The organism is Clostridium sp. MCC328, assembly GCF_018785465.1.
GTDB lineage: Bacteria > Bacillota > Clostridia > Lachnospirales > Lachnospiraceae > Pilosibacter > Pilosibacter fragilis.
The window spans coordinates 1-23901 of sequence record NZ_WQPW01000052.1 but is presented as its reverse complement, the minus strand read 5'-3'; the positions used below and the strand labels follow the sequence as shown (position 1 = coordinate 23901).

Here is a 23901-nt window from a genome sequence, read left to right as displayed (position 1 = left end):
ATGGAAAAGATTCCGCACAAAAAAGACATTTAAGAACACAGCCGGACTGCAGTTTGTTATGGATGCGGAGATGGAACGTCAGCTCTGTTTCAAGGGGCAGCGGCTGTGCTTTTCTATTTGAATGAATGTACGGTCTGCTGAGAGATGCTAGATCTGTTTGAACGGTGTATCAGTCTAACAGGGTAGAAAGTACAGGAGTTCTGGTTAAAAGAAAGGACTGCTGAATCAAAAATGGAGAAATCCTACGAGAAAGTCATTGAATATGTAAAACATGGAATCGGAAGCGGGGAGATCCAGGCGGGTGAGAAGCTTCTCCCGGAGCGGGAACTTGCCCAGAAGCTGGAGATCAGCCGGAATTCCGCGAGAGAGGGACTCCGGATCCTGGAAAACATGGGAGTTCTGGAGAGCCAGCAAGGTGCGGGAAACTATGTCTCCGGAAATTTTGACGAGATTCTGGCGGAGATGTTGTCGTTCATGTATATTTTAAAGAAGATCGACGTGAATAAGATCACGGAATTCCGTTCTACCCTGGAGTGGGGGGCCATTGAGACAGGGGTGAAACAGGCGACGGAGGAGCAGCGCCAGAAGATGATGTCCTATCTCGACAATCTGGAGCGGGCGGAGACGGAGGAGGAGCGTGTCCGCTGGGATAAGGCGATCCACTACCTTCTCATCGAGGCATCCGGAAACTTCTGTATGCTGGCAAACTATAAGGCCCTCAACAAGATCATGGACGAGTATATCCCGAAGATGCGTGGAAAGATCATCGAGGGTATGCACAGCGAGCAGTTCTTAAGCCGCGCCCACAGGACACTGGCAGAAGGTTTCGCGGAGGGAAATATCGAGAAGGCGAGAGAGGGACTGAAGCTTCATTTCCACTATATTTACCAGTACTTATAAAAATCATGACAGAGTTCCGACTGATTATTTCGATAAGCCAGTGCTTTGAGAGTCAGGGAAAAGAGCGGGAACCATGACTATGATATAATTCTAACAAGCCTGACAAAAATCAGACAATCTGTGCGAAATTTGCGCAAAGAAAAACAAAAAGTCTTGACAAAATTCCGGGACAGCGATATCCTTGTATTGGAAAAAATACACTGCTTATTGATAGCAGTTATTTTTTAGAACGAATTGGTTCTACCAATAAAGAGAAAACAATCAATATTGTGCGCAATAAACAAACAAATGTGCATGGTGTTTAAAATATATCATAATTGGTACTACCAATATAAAAGAGAATCAATTGCATCACACAAAACCGCACATGTGTCATATGGGTGGCGGCAATATATGAGAATAGGAGAAAGCAAACATGGCAAAGAAGTATAATGAGGTAACGCCTGAGATCCTGGAGCAGTTCAAAGCGATCGTTCCGGGAAAAGTATACGCGGGCGAAGAGATCAACAGTGACTATTTCCACGACGAGATGCCGATCTACGGAAAGGGCGCGCCGGAGGTCGTGATCGAGGCGACGACCACAGAGGATATCGCGGCCATCGTAAAGGTCTGTTATGAGAATTCCATCCCGGTGATCCCGAGGGGAGCAGGAACCGGTCTTACAGGCGCGGCTGTTGCAGTAGACGGCGGTGTCATGATCGACATGAGCAAGATGAACAAGATCCTGGACTATGATCTCGAGAACTTCGTAGTCCGCTTGGAGCCGGGCGTTCTGTTAAATGACCTCGCTGAGGACGCACAGAAGCAGGGTCTCTTATATCCGCCGGATCCGGGTGAAAAGTTTGCGACTCTCGGCGGAAATGTTTCCACGAACGCAGGCGGCATGCGCGCCGTCAAATATGGATGCACAAGAGATTATGTGCGCGCCATGACCGTTGTCCTTCCGACCGGCGAGATCGTTAAGCTGGGCGCTACAGTCTCCAAAACAAGCACCGGATACAGCCTATTAAACTTAATGATCGGTTCCGAGGGGACCTTAGGTATCATCACAGAGCTCACCTTAAAGCTCATCCCGGCACCGAAGGAGACCATCAGCCTGATCATCCCGTATGAGAACCTGGAAGACTGTATTGCGACGGTTCCGAAATTCTTCATGAACCACTTCCAGCCGCAGGCACTGGAATTCATGGAGAAAGAGATCGTTCTCGCTTCCGAGCGCTACCTTGGAAAGAGCGTATTCCCGAAGCAGGTCGAGGGTGTTGACATCGGCGCTTACCTTCTTGTGACATTCGACGGCGACAACATGGAACAGCTGGAGGAGCTCACAGAGCAGGCGGCTGAGGTTGTTCTCGACGCGGGCGCTGTGGATGTTCTCGTTGCTGATACCCCGGCGAAGAAGAAAGACGCATGGGCAGCGAGAAGCTCCTTCCTTGAGGCCATCGAGGCGGAGACAAAGCTCCTCGATGAGTGCGACGTCGTCGTTCCGGTCAACCAGATCGCGAAATACCTGACATACGTCAAGGGAGCGTCCGAGAAATATGACTTCGAGGTCAAGAGCTTCGGACATGCGGGTGACGGTAACTTACATATCTATACATGCGCGAACGATATGGACGAGGAGACCTTCAAGAAACAGGTTTCCGAGTTCATGGCAGACATCTATAGGAAGGCAGCAGAGCTGGGCGGTCTGATCTCCGGTGAGCACGGAATCGGCTTTGGAAAGAAAGGCTATCTTGCAGAGTTCGCAGGTCCGGTGAACATGCGCCTGATGCGCGGCATCAAGGAGACCTTCGACCCGAAGATGATCTTAAACCCGGGCAAGATCTGCTATGATCCGAAGGAAGAGGCGTAAAGTATTCTGTTTAGCCCCGGCAGCAGTCCCTTTTCTCCCCCGTGAGACGGCTGCCGTACACCAATATATTTGTTGACACTGTCTGCCGGCCGGCAATTTCCCCCGTGAACCGGCCGGCGCAAATAAAAAAGAAAGGAAAGCTGCTGTCCGGCAAGCCCGCATATTTTCCAGGGCGGCCGCAGAAGACATAGCAGCAAAGGAATTTCATTATGGCATACTTAATTTCTGAAGAGGCGCAGGATCTCCTGCAGGACGTTAAAAATTTCTGTGACAAAGAAGTTGCAGAGCAGTGCAAGGAATACGATGTTTCCGGCGAATGGCCGAAGGCAATTTATGATAAAGCGGTCGAGCAGGGCTATCAGGCTCTCGAGGTTCCGGAAGAGTTCGGCGGCCCGGGCCTTTCCCGTGTGGATGTAGCTGCCCTTATCGAGCAGATGGCGATCGCGGACGCAGGCTTTGCCACAACGATCTCCGCCAGCGGCCTCGGCATGAAGCCGGTCCTCATCGCGGGCAGCGACGAGCAGAAGCAGCATGTCTGCGATCTGATCCTCGACGGAGGCTTCGGTGCGTTCTGTCTGACAGAGCCGGGTGCAGGCTCCGATGCCAGCGCAGGCAAGACCACAGCGGTGAAAGACGGAGATGAGTATGTATTAAACGGCAGAAAATGCTTCATCACGAACGGCGGTGTCGCTTCCTTCTACTGCGTGACAGCCATGACCGATAAATCCAAAGGGGTAAAGGGAATCTCCATGTTCCTGGTAGATGCCGGAACTCCGGGTCTCTCCACAGGACATGAGGAAAACAAGATGGGTATCCGTACCTCCAATACCTGTGACGTTGTATTCGAGGACTGCAGGATCCCGGCAGCGAACCTCATCGGAGAGGAAGGAAAGGGCTTCGGAATCGCCATGAAGACTCTCGACCAGGCCCGCGCATGGATGGGCTGCGTTGCCACAGGTATCGCCCAGAGAGGCATCAACGAGGCAGTCGCATACGGCAAGGAGAGGATCCAGTTCGGCAAACCGATCATCAAGAACCAGGCATTACAGTTCAAGGTAGCCGACATGGAGATCAAGACAGAGACGGCCCGTCAGATGGTTGCCCATGCTTTAACAAAGATGGATATGGGACTTCCGTACACGAAGGAATCCGCTATCGCGAAATGCTATGCGTCCGATATCGCAATGGAGGTTGCTTCTGAGGCGATCCAGATGTTCGGCGGTTACGGCTACAGCAGAGAGTACCCGGTCGAGAAGCTTCTTAGAGATGCGAAGATCTTCCAGATCTTTGAGGGAACCAATGAGGTACAGAGAATTGTTGTGGCAAACAACGTGATAGGAAAGTAAAAGCAATTTGCGCGTAAAGGCAAATGAATGGCGGAGAAACGGCTGTGAAAGCCGCAAAATTTCGAGATATTACACCGGTCCGGCAGTATCCGTGAAGAACTGGTTCTGCCGGAACCGGACGAATTTTGGAGGAAAACATGGAAATTTTAGTATGTGTAAAGCAGGTTCCGGACGATTCCGTTGAGATCTCCCTGGATCCGAAGACAGGGGCACCGGCTCTTGACGGTGTGACACCGGTAGTAAACGCATTTGATACATATGCGCTGGAGATGGCAGTCCGCTTAAAAGAGGCGGCAGGAGGAGAGGTGACCGTTCTTTCCATCGGCGATGAGAGCGTTAAGAACTCCTTAAAGAACTGCCTGGCAGTGGGCGCTGACTACGCGTACCTTGCGGCAAATGACGCTTACCAGAGCGCTGATCCGGAGATCATCGCAAAGGAACTGAAGGCTGCGAAGGAAGCCATCGAGGAGAGGACAGGAAAGAAATTTGACATCGTGTTCTGCGGCAAAGAGACCACAGATTTCGCTTCCGGACAGGTGGGAACGATCCTGGCGAAGGAGCTTTCCGCTCCGGTAACAGCAGATGCCGTTGATATCACAGCAGGAGAGGGAAAAGTGACAGTAAAGCAGGAGACGGAGGAAGGTTACTGCATGATCGAGTCAGGGCTTCCGTGCGTTGTGGCTGTCAATAAGCCGGAGTATGACCCGCGCTATCCGACGATCAAGAGCAAGATGGCAGCGAGAAAGAAACCGATCGAGGAGCTCGCCGCAGAAGAGGCAGGAGCTGCACAGGTCGAGGTCCTCAGGGTCTACGCACCGGCAAAGAGAGCCGCAGGTGTGAAGATCAAGGCAGAAGATCCGGCGGAGGCGGTAAGCCAGGCGCTCGCCATGATGAGCGAAGCAAAAGCAATCTGATGAATGCTGGATCGGCAGAACCGGCTTTGGCCCGCACAAAACGTGAATGTCAGCCGGAATTAAGCATGGAAGGAAATTGAGACGATGAAATATACAGATGGAAAGAATATCATGGTCTACGCCCAGAGCGCAGACGGTGCACCGGTCGGTGCAGCACTTGAGACAGTCAGCAAGGCCGCAGAGCTTGCAAAGGCAAACGGCGAGGAAGTGATCGCTGTTGTATTTGGAAAGGACACTGATACAAAGACCGTGATCACAGCAGGAGCTTCCAAGGTCCTCGTGGCAGGTGAGGAAGGACTTCAGGCTGAGGAGAAGGCACAGATCCTCGTAAAACTTGCGGAGAAATATCAGCCGAAGGCAGTCTATATGGCAGGAACCCCGGAGGGAAAGATGATCGCCCCGGCAGTCTCCGCAGTCTTTGAGTCCGGCTGTGTGACAGATGTGACAGGGATCACTGCAGACGGCGTTTACACATCCCTTTCTTACAACGGAAATGTACTGAATGACATGAAGATGGGAGAGAACCTTCCGCATGTTGCGACCGTACGTTCCGGTTCTTTCGCAAAAAAATTAGACGAGAGCAGAACCGGCGAAGTCATCGCTGAGGACGCCTCCGCAGACACAGTCCGCACAAAGGTCGTTGAGACAGTAAAAGAGATCGCAGAGACCGTCAACCTCGAGGAAGCACAGATCATCGTATCCGGCGGAAGAGGAATGGGCAACAAGGAGAATTTTGCCCTTGTGGAAGAGCTCGCGGAGGTCATGGGAGGTGTTGTGGGAGCCACCAGACCTGCAATCGAGGAAGGCTGGGTATCCAGAGCCCACCAGGTCGGGCAGTCCGGCAAGATCGTCGCTCCGAAGCTCTACATCGCATGTGGAATCTCCGGCGCCACCCAGCATGTATCCGGCATGATCGGTTCCGGCTATATCGTAGCCATCAATAAGGATGAGGATGCGTCCATCTTTGATGTGGCAGATGCGGGAATCGTCGGGGATGTCACAAAGATTCTTCCGGTGATGATCGAAGAGATGAAGAAAAGAAAAGCGGAATAAAGGTCGTATTTACAAAAGCCATGATGTAAATAGAGAGAGTCCCCCGGTATTAAAGCTGGGGGATTTTTCAGCAGTATAACTTTCTGAGCGGTGCTTGGCAGCTTACTACTATTTGCGAATCAACAGAGAATTTTATCGACTATAAATTCGCCGCAGGCAGTGTCTGGAATCTTATAAAATTCTATAACAATACGCCAGATAGAACTCAATCTATCCGGCGTATTGCTTTACTTAGGATTAGTTATATCCAGGTCCCACAGGAATATATACCTGGTCAAGCGGCGATTTCGGCGCTGCTTTTGTGGTCTCCGGAACGGTTTCCGGAATAGTCTCGACCTTTGTGGAACCCATGTTCTCAGTGTCTTCTTCGCTCGGAAGAACAACGGAGGTCGAGCTGTGGATCGTGCAGGTTCCCGGAGAACGGTACTTAGAATCATCCGTTCCGCCGGATTCGCCGTCCGGAATCACCATGAAGGTCCTTGTATTCTTCTCCGGGCAGTATTCTGTTGCAAGTCCGCCGGACTCGCTGCACACGGTCAGCTGTACATGATGGTCGCAGACCTCTGTTGGAACAGTTCCCTTTGCGAAGTACTCGGTGTAAACGGCGTTTCCTCTTGGATCATTCTCGCAGACACCAGGGATCGCAAGCTTTCCGGATTTCCGGCAGATCTGGGCAGTTGTGACGGAGGACGGAACCGGGAAACCGGTGTCCGCAAGCCCCTCATGGATCTTTGTCATGATTGCTTTCCAGATCTTCTTGTGGTAGGAAGTACTGCTTCCGATGGCTGAGATCTTCTGGTTATCGTCACATCCGGACCAGATTCCCGCCGTGTAGTACGGGGTAAATCCGACAAACCAGATATCGTTATTGTTTGTTGTGGTACCGGACTTACCGGCGTTGGACATTCCCGGAATATTTGCCACTGCACTTGTGGAGTTCAAGCTGACTCCGGAGGACGCGAACATGCGGCTGCTTTCCATGGACTGGGACATCGCGTCCGTGAGAAGGAATGCGGTGGAGTCCTTAAGTACGCGCTTTGTCTCCGGCGCATTTTCCAGAAGCACTTTTCCGTTGTGGTCCAGGATCTGGGTGAAGAACACTGGTTTCGTGTAGATACCGCCGTTTGCGATGGCCGCAAAGGCATTGGTGAGCTCCAGGTTTGAAACGCCCTTTGTGATACCGCCGAGAGCGGTGGAAGCGTTGTAGTCCGTATCTGTTAAGGAAGTGATCCCTAAGTTTCTCGCGTATTCCACGCCGAGCTGCGGTGTCACAGTCTCGATCATGCAGCGGACGGCAACAATGTTCATGGAGTAGACGATACCGTCACGGATCGTGCTGTAGCCCATGTAGCCCTTGCTGCTGTACCAGTTCCGGAACGTCTTTGTGTCCATGGTGTACGGGCCGTCGTAGTAGACACTTCCCAGGGTAGCACCGCAGGTATCGATCGCCGGGGCGAAGGATGTGATGACCTTGAAGGTGGAACCAGGCTGGCGCAGGGTGTTTGTGGCACGGTTTAAGGAACGGCTGACCTCTTTCTGGCCGCGGCCGCCGCTGAGCGCCTTCACATAGCCGCTGGACTGGTCGATGAGGACGAAGGACGCCTGAGGCTGAAGTACATAGTGGACAGATTCGCCGAGAACCGTATCCCCGTCTTTTGTCACTGCAGCTTTGTATTTCGCGATGGCCTCATCCGCCTTCTCCTTTGAGGAGAAGAGACCGTCGAAGTTTGTCTCGCCGAGTTCCTTGCGGAAATATGTTTTTAATGTCTCATCGGAATAGTTCGTCGTTGTCTGGTCCGGATGCTGGATCGACAGACGGTAGTCGATCGAGTAGTAGACAACGTCGTAGTTTTCCGGTCTGCTGATCTCTTCATCCACCACGGACTGGATATCCGGATCCTGGGTGGTGTGGATCTCAAGACCGCCGGAGAAGAGGAGATTGTAGGCCTGCGTCTCCGTGTAGCCTTTCTTGTCCTGCAGGGCTTTTAATACCTGATCGATCAGCTCGTCGGTAAAGTAGGAGTACGGCGTCTGGGTCTCTTTTGTGACGATATCCACGTTTTTGATCCGGGAGTAAACGTCATCAGCGAGAGCCTCTTCCTGATCGTCCTTCGAGATCATTCCCTGCTCGTACATATATTGGAGAATAACGCGGCGCTTTTCTTCGTTGCGCTTTCTTCCGTTTTCGGAGAGCGGGTTGAATCTCGACGGGTTCTGGGTGATTCCGGCGATGACGGTCGCTTCGGAGAGTGTAAGGTCCGAAACATCCTTATCAAAGTAACGGAGAGCCGCCGCCTTTACGCCCAGAGTGTTGTTTCCGAGGTTAATGGTGTTTAAGTAGTTTTTGAGGATGATCTTTTTATCCATGATCTTCTCTAACCGGATCGCCAGATACTGCTCCTGGATCTTTCGCTCAAGTTTCTCCCCGAAGGTGTCCTCATTGCCGCCTTCAAAGATATTGTTTTTAATGAGCTGCTGGGTCAGGGTACTTCCGCCGCCGGCACTGGAGTCACCGGTAATGATTCCGACGGCCGCACGGACCATGGAACGGACATCAACGCCTTTGTGGGACCAGAACCTGGAATCCTCAATCGCGACGAAAGCGTCGATCAGGCACTGGGGAAGTTCCTCGTAGGATGCCTCAAGACGGTTCGCTCCTGATTTTACGAGCGTTTCCGTGAGGTTTCCCTTACTGTCATAGACCATGGTGGCATAACCGCTTGGCTCGATGCTCGCTACATCGATCTCCGGGGCCGCGTCGATAACGCCCTTGAAGATTCCGTAGCCGAAGCTGATTCCAAGCACCGCTGCAAACAGAACCAGGATCAGGATGATCTTTGTGAGAAGAAGCACCAGATGTGAGGTGATCTTCTGTGATCTGGAATTTGTCTTGCGGAGTGTCTTTTCCACCTCGTTTTTTCCATAATTCATTCAGGATGCCTCCTTTATCATTCCCTAATTATAGCAAAGTTTCATTCATTTATAAATAGTTATTGTGGAAAAGTTTGGTTTGTATTATGATATTTTTGACCGCAAAGTGGGAAAATATGAAGGAAAAATTACATTTTGTGGTCGGACTCGTCAAAAACATGACAAAAATATGAATGACAGGGATAACTTTCCGCAATGCGGAATTATGAGGGCTGCCTGTTCGGTTCTGCCCGGAAACCGGAAATAACGGAAAAATATACGGGACGGACAGCAGGTTTGGACGGGATATGAAGGAGAGAAGATATGGCTCTTAACAGCGTGAAAATTTTATACAAAGGCGGCACAGCGGAGATCGAAGTGAAGAAATCCCGCTTTATCGCGAACCTGAAATCGGTGGAGTCCGAGGAGGAGGCAGCGGCGTTTATCGCCGAGATCAAAAAGAAATACTGGGACGCCCGCCACAACTGCCAGGCCTTTACCATCGGCATGAACCACGAGCTCACAAGATGCAGCGATGATGGGGAACCGGCCCAGACGGCGGGACGGCCGATGCTTGACGTGCTTTTAGGCGAGGATGTCCACAACGTCTGTGTCGTCGTGACGAGATATTTCGGCGGGACCCTGCTTGGAACAGGCGGTCTTGTGCGGGCTTATTCCGGAGCTGTGAAGGAGGGACTTGCGGCTTCCGAGATCGTTGAGAAGAAGCGCGCCTTTGAGATGAAGATCATGACGGACTACACAGGTATCGGAAAGATCCAGTACATTTTGGGACAGGAAAATATGACGGTGTTGGACAGCGTGTACACGGATAAGGTGGAGTTTTCCGTTCTCGTCCCGGTGGCAGAGTACGATGGCCTGGAAAAGAAGATCACCGAGGGGACAAGCGGCGGCGCGAAGATCGGGAAGGGCGATGAGGTGTGGTACGGCACACTTAATAAGGAAGTGATTCTGTTTTAACTGCCGGCCGGGGCATCAGTCTGCACATACAGAAGTTATGTCTTGAAGGGGATATCAGGCTGATCCTTGAATGCCGCAGCAAGCCAGTATAAACGGGGGTTCTGACATTTCGAATGGGTGAGAGAAAACTAACTGCCGATTGGACAGAAAAAAACACACAGAAAAGGCAGATCTGCCCCGAATTTTGAAAGATTATATATTGCATTTTGATTTCATGAATGCTATAATTTTGAGTCGGTAATGCAAAAATTAGGAAATGTAGTGTATACAATGTAAGATGACTGTGCAAAACGGGTCGGGAAATGATCGGTGAGAGGACAGTTATAGATGAAGAAAGAGGATTGATTATGAAGATCAAACGCGAAGATATCAGAAATATTGCGATCATCGCCCACGTTGACCACGGTAAAACGACCCTGGTAGACCAGTTATTAAAGCAGAGCGGCGTATTCCGTGCAAACCAGGAAGTAGAAGAGCGTGTCATGGACTCCAATGACATCGAGAGAGAAAGAGGAATCACAATCCTCTCCAAGAATACAGCCGTATTCTACAAGGGTGTGAAGATCAATATCATCGACACCCCAGGTCATGCGGACTTTGGCGGCGAGGTTGAGCGTGTCCTTAAGATGGTAGACGGTGTTGTCCTTGTTGTCGACGCTTTCGAGGGACCGATGCCGCAGACGAAGTTCGTTCTCCAGAAAGCACTTGACCTTGACTTAAGAGTTATCGTCTGCATCAACAAGATCGACCGCCCGGAGGCAAGACCGGATGCAGTGATCGACGAGACTCTTGAATTATTCATGGATCTCGACGCATCTGATGAGCAGCTTGACTGTCCGTTCGTTTACGCGTCTGCCCGTGCAGGTTTCGCAAAGAAAGAATTAGATGATCCTGAAGTGGATATGAGTCCGTTATTCGAAACCATTATCAACTATATCCCGGAGCCGGAAGGTGATCCGGAGGCTGAGACCCAGGTCCTTATCAGCACCATCGACTACAACGAGTTCGTAGGCCGTATCGGTATCGGTAAGATCGACAGCGGTTCCTTAAAGTTAAATCAGGACTGCGTGATCGTAAACCATCATGATCCGGACAAGATGAAGAAGGTTAAGATCGGTAAGCTCTATGTATTCGACGGCTTAAAGAGAGTCGAAGTACAGAACGCGACCATCGGTGAGATCGTAGCGATCTCCGGTATCCCGGATATCCATATCGGTGATACTCTCTGCTCCCCGGAAAAGCCGGAGGCGATTCCGTTCCAGAAGATCTCCGAGCCGACGATCTCCATGAACTTCATGGTAAACGACAGCCCGCTGGCAGGCCAGGAAGGTAAGTTCATCACTTCCCGTCACCTCCGCGACCGCCTGTTCCGTGAATTAAACACAGACGTCAGCCTCCGTGTAGAAGAGACAGAGTCCGCAGACTGCTTCAAGGTATCCGGCCGTGGTGAGCTTCACCTGTCCGTCCTGATCGAGAATATGCGCCGTGAGGGTTTTGAGTTCGCAGTCAGCAAGGCAGAGGTTATCTACAAATACGACGAGAGAAACAGAAAGTTAGAGCCGATGGAGCTCGCTTACGTTGATGTTCCGGATGAGTTTACCGGAGCTGTCATCCAGAAGCTTACAAGCAGAAAGGGTGAACTTCAGGGAATGAGTCCGACAAACGGCGGCTACACAAGACTTGAGTTCTCCATCCCGTCCAGAGGTCTCATCGGTTACCGCGGTGAGTTCATGACAGATACAAAGGGTAACGGTATCTTGAACACAAGTTTTGACGGATACGCTCCGTTCAAGGGTGAGTTAAGCTACAGAAAGACAGGATCCCTGATCGCGTTCGAGGCCGGTGAGTCCATCACCTACGGTCTGTTCAACGCCCAGGAGAGAGGTACCCTGTTCATCGGACCGGGCGTAAAGGTTTACTCCGGTATGATCGTCGGACAGAGCCCGAAGGCGGAGGATATCGAGATCAATGTCTGCAAGACAAAGAAGTTAACAAATACACGTTCCTCCAGTGCCGATGAGGCATTAAAGCTCGTTCCGCCGAAGATCATGAGCCTGGAGCAGTGCCTGGACTTCATCGATACAGACGAGCTTCTTGAGATCACACCGACAAGCCTCCGTATCAGAAAGAAGATCCTTGATCCGACTCTCAGAAAGAGAGCAATGATCAGCAAGAAGAGCCAGATGTAATCATTGATCACCATCTGCGCGGAAACGTACGAAGATAGGATCACGAAGACGCAGCGTGATCTTATGAAAGGATAGAAAGAAAGCAGGATCGCTTCCGCATGAAAAAGTGTGGGACGATCCTGCTTTTATCATACAGCCGGATTGAGAGAAATAAGAAACCTGTGTGATGATTCCTGCCATCTGAGCAACAGAATGTGTTGATGCAGGAGCCTGGAACTCTGTCCGGCGTGCATTGAAAGAGGGAGAATTATGCTTCAGATATTGATCAGTGCCTGTCTCATCGGCGAAAACTGCAAGTGGGACGGCTCGAACAACCGCAATCAGGATGTGCTCAATTTTATGAAAAAAATGGAAGGAAAGGCAAAGTTCCATCCGGTCTGCCCGGAACAGGCGGGCGGACTTCCGACCCCGCGGGCGGCCTCCGAGATCCATATGCCGGACGAAGCGGTCATGAACACGGAAGGCGAGGACGTCACGGCAGAATTCCTCCTCGGCGCCGACTTCGCGCTCCGGGAGGCGAAAAAATATGACTGCACCATCGCGATTTTAAAAGAAAGAAGCCCGTCATGCGGCTCAAACGGCATCTATGACGGAACCTTTTCCCATAAACTCCGCGAGGGAATGGGAAAGACTGCGGCCCTGCTTGCCGGGTATGGACTGAAAGTGTACGGGGAGAGCCGTCTGAAAGAACTGGAAGCAGTGATCAACAGCGGAGAGCTCACTTGATGGTTTAGAGGTTTAAAAATAAGAAAAATATAGGTAACTGTTCAGTAGCTCTGCGCACTTGCTGCGCTGACCGTAAGAAAACCTAGGCTAAAAGGCAAAAATCCCATCGGCGTAGCCGATTTGGAATGGATTTTTGCATGTAACTGTGAAGGTACTGAACAGTTACAAATATAGAATTATTTCTTAGATCTGTGTATATTTAAATACTGGCAAGTAAGAAAAGCAGAAGAACATCCACATTGAATGTTTTTCTGCTTTTTCTGATATCTGTGCCGCCTGGTTGAAATCAATAATCTTACAGCGTCTTCGCCCTGTCCGCGATCGCCTCATGGAAATTAATGACCCGGTGGTCATATGTCTCGTTCATAAGCGGGGAGGAGATCATGAAATCTGCCGTTGCCTTATTATTTGCGATCGGGATGTCGTAGACCTGGGCGATACGAAGAAGCGCCTTCACGTCCGGATCGTGGGGCTGGGCAGTCAGGGGATCGGAGAAGAAAACAACGAAGTCGATGCGCCCCTCCACGATCTTCGCGCCGATCTGCTGGTCACCGCCGAGAGGACCGCTGTTATAGCCCTTTACCGGGAGACCGGTGGCTTCGGTGATCATTCTCGCGGTAGTTCCTGTGCCGCACAGGAAATGTCCCTTTAAGATCTCTTTATTTGCCTCGCACCATTCGATCATCTCATGCTTCTTACTGTCATGGGCGATCAGAGCGATGTTTTTCTGTTTACCGATGGTCAGTGTCAGAAAATCCATAGAAATTCCTCCTTTTTGACAGGTGTTGTCTCGAAAAGACCTGCATATTGCGAATGCGAATGGATGAAATAAAAGATAATATGCAGATAATTTGCTGCCACAAGGTGATAATGCCATAAAACGGGAATTGTGTCAAGAAATGCGGGCAATGTTTCGAAATAAATTCACAGATATAAACGGAAAATTAATAAGGAAGGTTAAAAGTTACTGTACACGGGTAGGAATTTTCTGAACTGAAAATTCCGTACAGTACAGTGGTGGTAGTGGATTTTGCCGATTTGGAATGCGAAGCATCGGCAAAATCAGTTACTGTTTGCGCAAGGCGTAAACAGTAACGGTTAAAACATGGATCCCATTCCGACGGACTGCCCGTACTTGACAAATATTACGGATTGTGCTACCATCGTCAATGTGTAAAACGCAATGACAGAGACAGTACAAGGAAATTCCGGTATGACAGAGAGAAGGTTCACCGGCTGAAAGACCTTCCGAAGGAAACTTTTGTAAATTCACTCTTGAGCAGCCTGTGCGAAAGTAATTCCAGTAGTGCAGGACGGGAAGTCCCGTTACAGACGTTAGAGTGCCGCATATAAATCATGCGGAATCTGGGTGGTACCACGGAGAGTCAGCTTCGTCCCAAGGCGGGACGGGGCTTTTTTTATGTAAACAGTTCAGTCATGCGATGATTTTTCCTGGGAAAGGTGTTGCAAGCTTGCTTGCATAAGCCTTTTTCAGGGAAAATCATCATACGGGGAACGCCCCGTGCTTCTTGTTTTCGTGAAAGTGAAAACAAGAAGATATGGATATGTAGAAAAGCCTGACCGCCGCACTGATAGAGAAATCAAACCATACCGAAAGAATGAGGTGGACTATGGAAGAGAAGATCAAGGCACTGAAAGAGCAGATGGAAGCTGCTCTCGGCCATGTAGACTCCAAGGAACAGCTTGCTGAGTTCTGGCAGAATTTCCTTGGAAAGAAAGGCAGTATCGCGGACCTGATGAAAGGTCTTGGAAGTGTTCCGAAGGAGGAGCGCCCGAATGTTGGAAAGACGATCAACGAATTTAAGAATCAGGTAGAAGCGCGCTATCAGGAAATGAAAAACAGGATGGATGAGTTAGAACTTGCGGCCCGCAATAAGAGCGAGCAGGTCGACATCACCATGCCGGCAAAGATGCGCCCGGCAGGAGGACTTCATCCGCTTACCGTTACAGAGAACGAGATGATTGATGTCTTTGCAGGAATGGGCTTTGAGATCTATGACGGTCCGGAGATCGAGGATGATGATCACAACTTTACAAGATTGAATGTAGCTAAGAACCATCCGGCGAGAGACATGCAGGATACCTTCTATGTGGCTGAGGATATTTTACTCCGCACACATACAAGTCCGGGACAGATCCGTGTCATGGATGCGAAGAAGCCGCCGATCAAGATGCTGGCACCGGGACGCGTATTCCGTTCCGACAGCGACGCGACTCACTCCCCGATGTTCCATCAGATGGAAGGTCTTGTTGTGGATAAAAAGATCACCCTCTGCGACCTTCAGGGTATGCTGGACAAGTTTGTACAGGCGATCTTCGGAAGCGAAGTTAAGACACGTCTCCGTCCGAGCTATTTCCCATTCACGGAGCCGAGTGTTGAGGTCGATGTCAGCTGCTTCGAGTGCGGCGGAAAAGGCTGCCCGCTCTGCAAGCACACCGGCTGGATCGAGGTTCTCGGCGGCGGTATCGTACACCATAAGGTACTAGAAAACTGCGGAATCGACCCGAATGAGTATTCCGGTCTTGCTTTTGGTATCGGTATCGAGCGTATTGCCATGTTAAAATACGGTATTAACAACATCAACCTGCTTTATGAGAATGATCTTCGTTTCCTGAAGCAGTTCAAAGGCTAATAAGGGAGGGAGAAGATCATGAAAGTACCATTTAGTTGGCTGAAAGAATATGTTGACATTGATGTGACAGCACAGGAGTTAGAGGATAAGCTTTTTGGCTGTGGATTTGAGGTAGAGGAACTGATCGATCTCTCCGCTGAGATCGACCGTGTCGTTGTCGGTGTTGTAAAAGAATGTACCCCGGTGGAGGGAACACATCTTTACACATGTAAAGTAGACTGCGGCGAGTATGGAAACGACATTCAGATCGTCACAGGCGCTCCAAATGTCTACGCAGGCATGCACACACCGGCGGCTCTTGACAATTCCTCTCTTCCGGGCGGTATCAGGATCAAGGCAAAACCGATGCGCGGCATTGAGTCCAACGGTATGCTCTGCTCCGGCGAGGAACTTGGCCTGAACGATGACCTGTATCCGGGCTCTGAGGTTTATGGTCTCTTAGATCTTCCGAAGGATACGGTTCCGGGAACAGATATTGCGAAGGTGGTCGGATTAGACGATTATATCTTTGACATCTCTGTAACAGCAAACCGCGCGGACTGCCAGTCAGTATTAGGTATCGCACGAGAGGTCGCTGCGGTACTGGACAAGCCGCTTAAGATGCCGGCTCTGGACTACAAGGAGAGCGATTATAAATATGAAAACCTTGACATCAAAGTAGAAGCACAGGATCTCTGCCCGCGCTACTTGGGCCATGGTGTCAGAAACATTACTCCGGGCCAGTCCCCGAGATGGATGCGTCGTCAGCTGGCTCTCTGCGGTTTAAGAAGCATCAGCAACGTGGTCGATATCACAAACTATGTTATGCTTGAGATCGGACAGCCGATGCATGCCTTTGATATGAACACATTGGAGAGCAGCCAGATCATCGTCCGCCGCGCGGAGAACGGCGAGATGATCCAGACACTTGATGGAAAAGAGTTTAAGTTAAACGAGAACAACCTTGTGATCTGCGACGGCAGCAAACCGGTAGCCCTTGCGGGTATCATGGGCGGCATGAACAGTGAGATCACAGAGAACACCACACAGCTTCTCTTTGAGTCCGCAAAATTCATGCGTGACAACATCCGTAAGACCGCGAGAAGCCTCGGACAGAACACGGATGCGTCCAGCCATTACGAGAAAGGTATCGCAGAGTATACCGTTGAGATCGGTATGGCACGTGCCCTTCACCTGATCGAGGAACTCGGTTGCGGCGAGATCACAGCAAGTGCCTTCGATGTGAGCGCAGGCGCACCGAGAGAAGGAAAGAAATTTACCGCAACCTTAAGCGGCATCAATAAGATCCTCGGAATTGAGGTCCCGTCAGAGAATGTTCTTGATATTCTCCGCAGACTCTGCTTTGAGGTTGAGCGTGACGGTGATGTCCTCACAGTGACAGCGCCGCGCTATCGTGAAGATATCGAAGTCGGTGAGCCGGATCTCGCCGAAGAAGTGATCCGTGAGTACGGCTACGAGCACATTGTTCCGACATTCTTAAAGGATTCCGCAGTTACAAACGGCGGATTAAACCCTGTACAGAAGAGAAGAACAAAATTAAAACAGGTAATGGTATCTCAGGGTTACTTTGAGGTGTCCACACTGGCATTCTATTCTGACGCTGATCTTGACGCGCTTCATATCGCCGGGGATGCGAAAGAACGCAATGTGATCCGCCTGTTGAACCCGATCACCACAAACCTTTCCATCATGCGCACAACACTGGCTCCGTCCATGTTGAATACGGTGGTTGAGAATGTGAAGAAGGGCAATGCAGCCGGACGATTCTTCGAGTACGCGAATGTATACTATCCGAAGGCACTTCCGCTCACAGAACTCCCGAACGAGATCCCGCATGTTGGATTCGCGGCATTCGGTGAGGCAGAAGACTTCTTTACCCTGAAGGGGACGATGGAAGAGCTTGCGGCTTCCTTCGGTGTAAGCTTCGACTATGAGAGAGCGGAGGATGTCCCGTATCTCCATCCGGGAATCTCCGCATATGTTCTCTGCGATGGTGAGCGCGTCGGCTCCTTCGGTAAACTTGCAAACAGTGTCGCAGGAGAGTTAAAGCTCCCGAAGGACAGCAAGGCAAACAACCAGATCTATCTCGGTGAGATCGACTTCGCTGCGCTTTCCGCGCACATGCCGGAAGGTCTCCGCTACAAACCGATCTCCGAGTACGATGAGGTCACCCGTGACCTTGCCATGGTTGTTGATGAGGAGACAAGCTGCGGCAGCCTGATCGATGAGATCAAAAAGGCCTGCAAGCAGGTCGGCGAGGTGGAACTCTTCGATATCTATCGCGGCGAACAGCTCGGCAAGGGCAAGAAGAGCATGGCATTCAAGATTACCTTTGTTCCGGAGGACAAGGCGCTTGACCCGAAGGATATTGAGAGATTCGTTAAGAAGATCCTCGGAAATCTGAAGTTCCGTCTTGGCGCTGATATCCGGTAGGATCAATGGAATATTGATCAAATGTTTGAAAAAACGGTCATCTGATGCAGGCATGAACCTGCACCGGATGACTGCTTTTTTCGCTTAAACAAAAAGGCTGGAAGATAAAAATCAGACGTTCGCCAGAAAAATTACAAAAGAACGTTTCCCTATGGTACAATACAAAAGAACATGTCTGTTCAGAAAATTGGCAGTCAGATATGACCGAATCCTTGCAGAGGTGACAAATTATGCATACAAAACGTTTAGGGGATATGCTTCTTGAGGCTGGGCTGATCACGGAGGAGCAGCTCGGCGAGGCATTAAAATATCAGGCACAGGAAAAAGAACGACTGGGAACGACTCTGGTCAAACATAACTATATAACGGAAAAACAGCTGATCGATACACTGCGGATCCAGCTTGGCATCGAATATATCGATCTCTCGAAGGTGGATATCACGCCGGAAATGTCCAGATATGTACCAAAGCCTGGCGAAAATATTATCCAGACAGCCCCGTACTACGACGAGGATGGAAACGTAGGAAAGATCCAGGGACAGAACCCATTCGGCCCTCGAAAATAGGACTACAAAGGATCCTTAGCAAAAAGATAAAGGAGTATCAATATGCTGCACATCAGCCCGGAAATTACAATATACATCCTAACGATCACATTCATCCTGGGCTGCTGTCTCGGAAGCTTTGCGGACTGCGCGGCGGGACGGCTTCTTTCCGGAGAGTCAGTGGTTGCCGGGCGGTCCCACTGTGACCACTGCGGGCATGTCCTGGGAGTGCTGGACTTGATCCCGCTGTTTTCCTGGCTCCTTTTAAAAGGACACTGCCGCTACTGCAGGGCAAAGATACCGGCAGAAGCCTTTTTTGTGGAACTGGTATCGGGAATTGCCTGTTGTATGATCGTGTATCGCTATGACATGTCTGTGATGAGTCTCAGGGGAATTCTTCTGACAGTAGTCCTTATGATCCTCAGCCTGACCGATCTTCATGGATGGATCATCCCCGACCGCCTGCAGATTGCGGGCTGTGTGATATTTTTAGCGACCGCCCTGTTTCTCCCGGACCCGATCCAGAGAATCTTTGGAGGTCTCTTCCTTGGATTGATCCTCGGCGGGGGGATGCTTCTCGTATCTCTGGTCTTTGACAAGCTCACAGGGAAGGAAAGCCTTGGCGGGGGCGATATCAAATTGTTTTTTATGACAGGACTTTACCTGAGCTCGGCCTGGGAGATCCTGTTTTACCTGATCTTAAGCTGTCTCTTCGGTCTGGTGTTCGCGTCTTTCCGGAAAGAAAAACGTGTTCCTTTTGGCCCTGCGATCGCGGCGGCCTGTTTTATAATGATATTATACGGAGAAAAATTGACCGGCTGGTATACTGGCCTGTTCTGAAATGGAGAACTTCAAGATGAAAAATTGTTTGGGAATTGAGATTGGAAATTACCGGATCAAGATCGCGTATATGGAAAAAGGCGTGCTGAAGGAGTGTATTTCAGAACGGATCGAAGAAGGAGCGAAACCGGATGCCAGACTCTGCGCGGAGACGATCCGGGATCTTCTGGCTCAAAAAATGATCCGTTGCAATGCCGGGTGTTCGTAAAACAGTTAAACCAAAAACTTAACTATTTTACGGTATCTGTCAAACGGGGTTGGTAAGAAACAACGAAAAACGAGTGATGCCAGGTTGAAAGACCGAGCATCACTCATTTTTTATCTCAATACATTTTTTGATATTATGGAAGAGCAGAAAAGTGCGAAAGCTGGCTGTTTTGTGCCGGTGGATCCACAGTTTGCGTTGGATTACCACGGAAATACCTTTTCTATCGACGGGATCCGGATCGAAACAGAGGACGGGGTGAACGGCGGTCTGATCGGATGTGTCACAGGAAACAAGAAACTGGAATTTCAGGATTGTTACTTTGTGGGAAATATTGACCGCCGCGGAAAGACGGAAAAACAGGACGGCGGTCCGACGATCAGCAGGGACTGGCTGGGAAATACCGGGATCATGGCCGGAAACAGGAGTGTGCCTGCTGTAAATCTGGCGGCAGTGCCGGGAGAGGAGTCCATGTCTAATATCCTATCTTCCGGAAACGAAAACAATGCGGATAAAACGCTCAGTTTCAGCGCAGACTTATCGGGGAGCTCCTACCCATACAAGATATGGACGAAAAACGGGGAAGACCAGACCGTCTATTACGGCGACTGGATCGACTGGAAAAAGCTCCAGTGATCCGTAAAAAACTTCTGAAGCAGGCAGGCATTCTTCTGCCTGCCTGCTTCGTACCGTCCCCATGCGCTTTCGAGCGCGGCAGACAGTAAGTCCGTAGTTACTGTACACGGGCAATGTCAGTAACTGCCCGCGTGCTGTCTGAGATTTCAGCGCCGCAAGCTGGAGATTGACAGCCCTGAGTTTTTATGTTATGATGACTTTATCTGTGGACAGGAGGTGTAGTCGGTGATTAGAATTATTCTGACGATCGTATTCGTTATCTTATGTATCGCAATGACAGTGATCGTGTTAATGCAGGAAGGAAAGACTTCCGGACTTGGCGCGATCAGTGGTGTAGCTGAGAGCTACTGGGGAAAAAATAAAGGCCGTTCTATGGAAGGCAACCTTGAAAAGTTTACAAAAATTGCGGCAATCCTGATTTTTGTACTTGCCCTGGTATTAAATTTAAAGGTAATTTAATTCTAAGATGACGAACACTCTTGCAGCGATAACTTCCGTGCAGGAGTGTTTTTTGTTTAACAGGAAATTTCGATGAAGATTCCGGGTGACAAAAGGGCGCGCTCTTTATTATTTATAATATGGTCTGCAGAATCTTATTAATTTGATCATTTGCGGCTGCCCGGTGTGAATACTGCGCTGGGAACTTTTAGATTGTTTGGATTTTACCGGATATTATTTAAGGAGAAGAATGGAAGAAAAGTTAATGGAAGAGCGGAAAAATATGCTGCTGGACCTGATGAAGGACGCGACATATGTTCCGATGAAATTAAAAGAGCTGGCGATGCTTCTTGGTGTCACAAAGGAGCAGCGCGGCGAGCTGGAAGAAGTTTTAAATGAGTTGGTGGCGTCTGGAAAGGTTGGAATCTCGAAAAAGGGAAAATATGCGAGATCCGAGGTCTTCGCCCAGACGGGAGTTTTTGCGGCTCATCACCGGGGCTTCGGCTTTGTGACTATCGAGGGCAGGGAGGATGATCTCTTTATCCCGCCGGATGATACCGGGGATGCCATGGACGGGGATACGGTCCAGGTCGTCATCAATGAGAACGGAAGAGGCGGCCGGACGGAGGCGAGAGTCTTAAAGGTATTGAAGCATGCCAACGAGACCCTGATCGGAACCTTCGAGAAAAACAAGAATTTCGGTTTCGTGATCCCGGACAACCCGCGGATCACCATGGATATCTTTATCCCCCAGGGAAAGGAAAATGGCGCGGTATCCGGGCACAAAGTTGTGGTAAAGCTGGATACTTACGCGGCGAAAAATAAAAATCCGGAAGGCCATGTAAAGGAAATTCTGGGTCATATCAATGATCCAGGAGTGGATATCCTGTCCATCGTCCGGGCCTACAGGCTGCCGGAGGAGTTCCCGGAAGAGGTGATGGAGGAGGTCTCCCATGTTCCGGAGGCGCTCTCGCCAGAATATGTAGCGGAGGAGATCGAGAAGAACGGAAGAGTGGATCTTCGAAATGTGCCGATGGTGACCATCGACGGAGAGGATGCGAAGGATCTGGACGATGCAGTCAGCGTGTCGAAGGAGACGATAAACGGGGAGACGATCTACCATCTCGGCGTTCACATCGCGGATGTGAGCCATTATGTAAAGGAGAAGAGTCCTCTTGATGAGGAGGCGTACAAGCGGGGAACCAGCGTGTACCTTGTGGACCGCGTGATCCCGATGCTGCCCCACAGACTTTCCAACGGAATCTGTTCCCTGAATGCAGGATGTGACAGGCTGGCGATGAGCTGTCTTATGGATATCGATGAAAAGGGTATTATTGTGGGGCATAAGATCTGCGAGTCTGTGGTGAACATTGACCGGAGAATGACGTACACGGCGGTGAATGCGATCCTGGAAGCGAAGAATGGAAAGAATAGCGGGGAGGACGCTGAGTTAGAAGAGACAAATGGACGGAACCAGGACGAGCGTTTTGAGAATGATGAACAGAAAAAATCGAAACGGAGTCTGAAAAATGTACAGGCAGATGATCTCGAGAAAAAGAAAGACGCAGCGAAAGAGAAAGCTGAATTCGCGAAAAAGTGCCTGGAAGAGTACGAGGATTTCGTCCCGATGTTCCTGCTTCTGGACGAGACCGCTCGCGTCTTAAGAGAAAAGCGCATGGCGAGAGGTGCTGTGGACTTCGATTTCCCGGAGTGCAAGATCATCCTGGACGCAAAGGGACGCCCGGTGGAGATCAAGCCATACGAGCGGAACGCGGCGACGATGCTGATCGAGGACTGCATGCTGGCGGCCAACGAGACCGTGGCGGAAGATTATTACTGGCAGCAGGCGCCGTTCCTGTACCGCAGCCATGAGAAGCCGGATGGGGAGAAGATCAAGCGCTTCGGAATCCTGATCAACAATTTCGGTTACTCGATCCGTCTCCAGAACGGAGAGCTTCACCCGAAGGAGATGCAGAAGCTTCTTGCAAAGGCAGCCGGATCCCCGGAGGAGGCGCTTCTCGCGAGACTGGCGCTCCGCTCCATGAAACAGGCGAAGTACACGACGGACTGCATGGGACATTTCGGTCTTGCGGCGAACTATTATACCCACTTCACCTCCCCAATCCGCAGATACCCGGATCTTCAGATCCACCGGATCATCAAGGAGAACCTTCACGGTGAGCTCACGAAGAAGCGCGTGGCCCACTACGAGAAGATCCTGCCGGAGGTTGCGGTCTGGACATCATCCAGGGAACGCCTTGCGGACGAGGCGGAGCGGGAGACCGACAAGGCGAAGAAGGTCCAGTTCATGGAACACCATATCGGCGAGGAATTCACCGGTGTGATCTCTGGAATCAGCAACTACGGTTTCTACGTGGAACTCCCGAACACTGTGGAAGGCATGGTACGCCTTGCGAACCTGGATGGCGATTACTATGTGTTCGATGAGGAACACTATGAGTTAGTGGGAGAGCGGACGAGAAAGAAATATAAGCTGGGACAGACGGTGAAGATCCAGGTGGTCTCTGTGGACAGATATTTGAAGACCATAGATTTTCTGCCGGTAAGAAAATTTGATTAGGCGAAATGATTCGGACACGACGGAGTGGCGGCGAAAATTTCCCGGAAAACATTGCTTTGCAGTGAAATGGTATTATAATATAGAGATAAGTTCCGGTCGGATGAGTTCCCGGCTGGAACAGAAAAGAGGATAGGATTATGGCAAAGAGCAGCGGCTTTAAGCTGATCGCGAACAATAAAAAAGCGTATTTCGACTTCTTTATCGACGATAAGTTCGAGTGCGGTATTGCCCTTGCGGGAACGGAAGTAAAGTCTATGCGTATGGGCAAGTGCAGCATCAAGGAATCCTTCGTGCGGATCACAAACGACGAGGTCATGATCTACGGCATGCACATCAGCCCGTATGAGAAGGGAAATATCTTCAACAAGGACCCGCTCCGCGAGAGAAAACTCCTGATGCACCGCTACGAGATCAACAAATTAAAGGGAAAGATCCAGGAAAAAGGTTATACCTTAGTGCCGCTCCAGGTATACTTTAAGGGAAGTCTCGTAAAAGTGGAGATTGGTCTCGCAAGAGGTAAGAAGCTCTACGATAAGCGCGCTGATATCGCAAAGAAGGATCAGAGAAGAGAGCTGGAGAAGGAATTCAAGGTGAAAAACCTGTACTAGAGCGGATCTATACCACGAAAAACGCATGAGTAAATAAATTGTGAACATGCCCCTTTTCTGGTAAAATTAAAAGAAAAGGGGCGTTGGTATATG

Annotated in this window: 19 protein-coding genes and 1 other annotated feature; of the genes, 17 read left to right on the top strand and 2 right to left on the bottom strand. The window is 50.2% G+C overall.

Annotation, left to right across the window (positions count from 1 at the left end; all coding sequences use genetic code 11):
• The first annotated feature begins 231 nt into the window (after window positions 1-231).
• The 5 genes from GPK83_RS08740 to GPK83_RS08720 all read left to right on the top strand — a co-directional run bounded on the left by GPK83_RS08740 (window position 232) and on the right by GPK83_RS08720 (window position 6065).
• On the top strand, window positions 232-900 hold the full coding sequence (locus GPK83_RS08740; protein WP_015554782.1) for a GntR family transcriptional regulator: 669 nt from the start codon (window positions 232-234) through the stop codon (window positions 898-900).
• Between the two features lie 415 nt (window positions 901-1315).
• Window positions 1316-2752, top strand: coding sequence for an FAD-binding oxidoreductase (locus GPK83_RS08735; RefSeq protein ID WP_015554781.1), 1437 nt, complete (start codon window positions 1316-1318; stop codon window positions 2750-2752).
• A 209-nt stretch (window positions 2753-2961) separates the two neighbouring features.
• Window positions 2962-4098 (top strand): acyl-CoA dehydrogenase family protein, encoded by a 1137-nt coding sequence (locus tag GPK83_RS08730; protein WP_015554780.1) that lies wholly within the window; start codon window positions 2962-2964, stop codon window positions 4096-4098.
• Between the two features lie 137 nt (window positions 4099-4235).
• Window positions 4236-5012, top strand: a complete 777-nt coding sequence (locus tag GPK83_RS08725; protein WP_117469816.1) for an electron transfer flavoprotein subunit beta/FixA family protein — start codon at window positions 4236-4238, stop codon at window positions 5010-5012.
• Between the two features lie 84 nt (window positions 5013-5096).
• Window positions 5097-6065, top strand: coding sequence for an electron transfer flavoprotein subunit alpha/FixB family protein (locus tag GPK83_RS08720; protein ID WP_117469815.1), 969 nt, complete (start codon window positions 5097-5099; stop codon window positions 6063-6065).
• 237 nt (window positions 6066-6302) lie between these two features.
• On the opposite strand, the gene GPK83_RS08715 is transcribed toward GPK83_RS08720, so the two are convergent.
• A complete protein-coding gene (locus GPK83_RS08715; protein WP_215704571.1) occupies window positions 6303-8996 on the bottom strand; it encodes a transglycosylase domain-containing protein in 2694 nt (897 codons plus the stop codon).
• Window positions 8997-9299: 303 nt separating this feature from the next.
• Here GPK83_RS08715 and GPK83_RS08710 point away from each other — a divergent pair, with 303 nt between their 5' ends.
• From GPK83_RS08710 to GPK83_RS08700, 3 genes are all read left to right on the top strand, one after another.
• A complete protein-coding gene (locus tag GPK83_RS08710) occupies window positions 9300-9953 on the top strand; it encodes a YigZ family protein (protein ID WP_215704570.1) in 654 nt (217 codons plus the stop codon).
• Window positions 9954-10300: 347 nt separating this feature from the next.
• Entirely contained in the window at window positions 10301-12142 is a 1842-nt protein-coding gene (gene typA, locus GPK83_RS08705) for a translational GTPase TypA (RefSeq protein WP_015554775.1), read from the top strand.
• A gap of 249 nt (window positions 12143-12391) precedes the next feature.
• On the top strand, window positions 12392-12868 hold the full coding sequence (locus GPK83_RS08700) for a DUF523 domain-containing protein (protein WP_117515606.1): 477 nt from the start codon (window positions 12392-12394) through the stop codon (window positions 12866-12868).
• Between the two features lie 295 nt (window positions 12869-13163).
• Here the strand turns inward: GPK83_RS08700 and GPK83_RS08695 are convergent, their stop codons facing one another.
• The gene (locus GPK83_RS08695) at window positions 13164-13628 is read right to left on the bottom strand and encodes a methylglyoxal synthase (protein ID WP_117469810.1); all 465 of its coding nucleotides are present in this window, start codon (window positions 13626-13628) and stop codon (window positions 13164-13166) included.
• 414 nt (window positions 13629-14042) lie between these two features.
• Window positions 14043-14270 (top strand) — a binding site (T-box leader).
• A 229-nt stretch (window positions 14271-14499) separates the two neighbouring features.
• Here GPK83_RS08695 and pheS point away from each other — a divergent pair.
• The 9 genes from pheS to smpB all read left to right on the top strand — a co-directional run bounded on the left by pheS (window position 14500) and on the right by smpB (window position 23808).
• On the top strand, window positions 14500-15522 hold the full coding sequence (gene pheS / locus GPK83_RS08690; RefSeq protein WP_215704569.1) for a phenylalanine--tRNA ligase subunit alpha: 1023 nt from the start codon (window positions 14500-14502) through the stop codon (window positions 15520-15522).
• A gap of 18 nt (window positions 15523-15540) precedes the next feature.
• Window positions 15541-17955 carry a phenylalanine--tRNA ligase subunit beta gene (gene pheT / locus GPK83_RS08685; RefSeq protein ID WP_215704568.1) on the top strand — a complete coding sequence of 805 codons (2415 nt, stop codon included), beginning with the start codon at window positions 15541-15543 and terminating at the stop codon, window positions 17953-17955.
• Window positions 17956-18185: 230 nt separating this feature from the next.
• Window positions 18186-18521, top strand: a complete 336-nt coding sequence (locus GPK83_RS08680) for a GSPII_E N-terminal domain-containing protein (RefSeq protein WP_015554771.1) — start codon at window positions 18186-18188, stop codon at window positions 18519-18521.
• 42 nt (window positions 18522-18563) lie between these two features.
• A complete protein-coding gene (locus GPK83_RS08675) occupies window positions 18564-19340 on the top strand; it encodes an A24 family peptidase (protein WP_215704567.1) in 777 nt (258 codons plus the stop codon).
• Window positions 19341-19356: 16 nt separating this feature from the next.
• Window positions 19357-19548, top strand: a complete 192-nt coding sequence (locus tag GPK83_RS08670) for a hypothetical protein (RefSeq protein ID WP_015554769.1) — start codon at window positions 19357-19359, stop codon at window positions 19546-19548.
• Window positions 19549-19683: 135 nt separating this feature from the next.
• Window positions 19684-20181 (top strand): hypothetical protein, encoded by a 498-nt coding sequence (locus tag GPK83_RS08665; protein ID WP_215704566.1) that lies wholly within the window; start codon window positions 19684-19686, stop codon window positions 20179-20181.
• Between the two features lie 225 nt (window positions 20182-20406).
• On the top strand, window positions 20407-20640 hold the full coding sequence (secG, locus tag GPK83_RS08660; protein WP_021906090.1) for a preprotein translocase subunit SecG: 234 nt from the start codon (window positions 20407-20409) through the stop codon (window positions 20638-20640).
• 229 nt (window positions 20641-20869) lie between these two features.
• A complete protein-coding gene (locus GPK83_RS08655; protein ID WP_215704565.1) occupies window positions 20870-23200 on the top strand; it encodes an RNB domain-containing ribonuclease in 2331 nt (776 codons plus the stop codon).
• 137 nt (window positions 23201-23337) lie between these two features.
• Window positions 23338-23808, top strand: a complete 471-nt coding sequence (gene smpB, locus GPK83_RS08650; protein WP_015554767.1) for an SsrA-binding protein SmpB — start codon at window positions 23338-23340, stop codon at window positions 23806-23808.
• The last annotated feature ends 93 nt before the right edge of the window (window positions 23809-23901 follow it).

What these genes read in the sequence shown, in the direction of transcription:
- GPK83_RS08740 (WP_015554782.1), top strand. Translation starts at nt 232, where the DNA reads ATGGAGAAATCCTACGAGAAAGTCATTGAATATGTAAAACATGGAATC.
- GPK83_RS08735 (WP_015554781.1), top strand. Translation starts at nt 1,316, where the DNA reads ATGGCAAAGAAGTATAATGAGGTAACGCCTGAGATCCTGGAGCAGTTC.
- GPK83_RS08730 (WP_015554780.1), top strand. Translation starts at nt 2,962, where the DNA reads ATGGCATACTTAATTTCTGAAGAGGCGCAGGATCTCCTGCAGGACGTT.
- GPK83_RS08725 (WP_117469816.1), top strand. Translation starts at nt 4,236, where the DNA reads ATGGAAATTTTAGTATGTGTAAAGCAGGTTCCGGACGATTCCGTTGAG.
- GPK83_RS08720 (WP_117469815.1), top strand. Translation starts at nt 5,097, where the DNA reads ATGAAATATACAGATGGAAAGAATATCATGGTCTACGCCCAGAGCGCA.
- GPK83_RS08715 (WP_215704571.1), bottom strand. Translation starts at nt 8,996, where the DNA reads ATGAATTATGGAAAAAACGAGGTGGAAAAGACACTCCGCAAGACAAAT.
- GPK83_RS08710 (WP_215704570.1), top strand. Translation starts at nt 9,300, where the DNA reads ATGGCTCTTAACAGCGTGAAAATTTTATACAAAGGCGGCACAGCGGAG.
- typA (WP_015554775.1), top strand. Translation starts at nt 10,301, where the DNA reads ATGAAGATCAAACGCGAAGATATCAGAAATATTGCGATCATCGCCCAC.
- GPK83_RS08700 (WP_117515606.1), top strand. Translation starts at nt 12,392, where the DNA reads ATGCTTCAGATATTGATCAGTGCCTGTCTCATCGGCGAAAACTGCAAG.
- GPK83_RS08695 (WP_117469810.1), bottom strand. Translation starts at nt 13,628, where the DNA reads ATGGATTTTCTGACACTGACCATCGGTAAACAGAAAAACATCGCTCTG.
- pheS (WP_215704569.1), top strand. Translation starts at nt 14,500, where the DNA reads ATGGAAGAGAAGATCAAGGCACTGAAAGAGCAGATGGAAGCTGCTCTC.
- pheT (WP_215704568.1), top strand. Translation starts at nt 15,541, where the DNA reads ATGAAAGTACCATTTAGTTGGCTGAAAGAATATGTTGACATTGATGTG.
- GPK83_RS08680 (WP_015554771.1), top strand. Translation starts at nt 18,186, where the DNA reads ATGCATACAAAACGTTTAGGGGATATGCTTCTTGAGGCTGGGCTGATC.
- GPK83_RS08675 (WP_215704567.1), top strand. Translation starts at nt 18,564, where the DNA reads ATGCTGCACATCAGCCCGGAAATTACAATATACATCCTAACGATCACA.
- GPK83_RS08670 (WP_015554769.1), top strand. Translation starts at nt 19,357, where the DNA reads ATGAAAAATTGTTTGGGAATTGAGATTGGAAATTACCGGATCAAGATC.
- GPK83_RS08665 (WP_215704566.1), top strand. Translation starts at nt 19,684, where the DNA reads ATGGAAGAGCAGAAAAGTGCGAAAGCTGGCTGTTTTGTGCCGGTGGAT.
- GPK83_RS08655 (WP_215704565.1), top strand. Translation starts at nt 20,870, where the DNA reads ATGGAAGAAAAGTTAATGGAAGAGCGGAAAAATATGCTGCTGGACCTG.
- smpB (WP_015554767.1), top strand. Translation starts at nt 23,338, where the DNA reads ATGGCAAAGAGCAGCGGCTTTAAGCTGATCGCGAACAATAAAAAAGCG.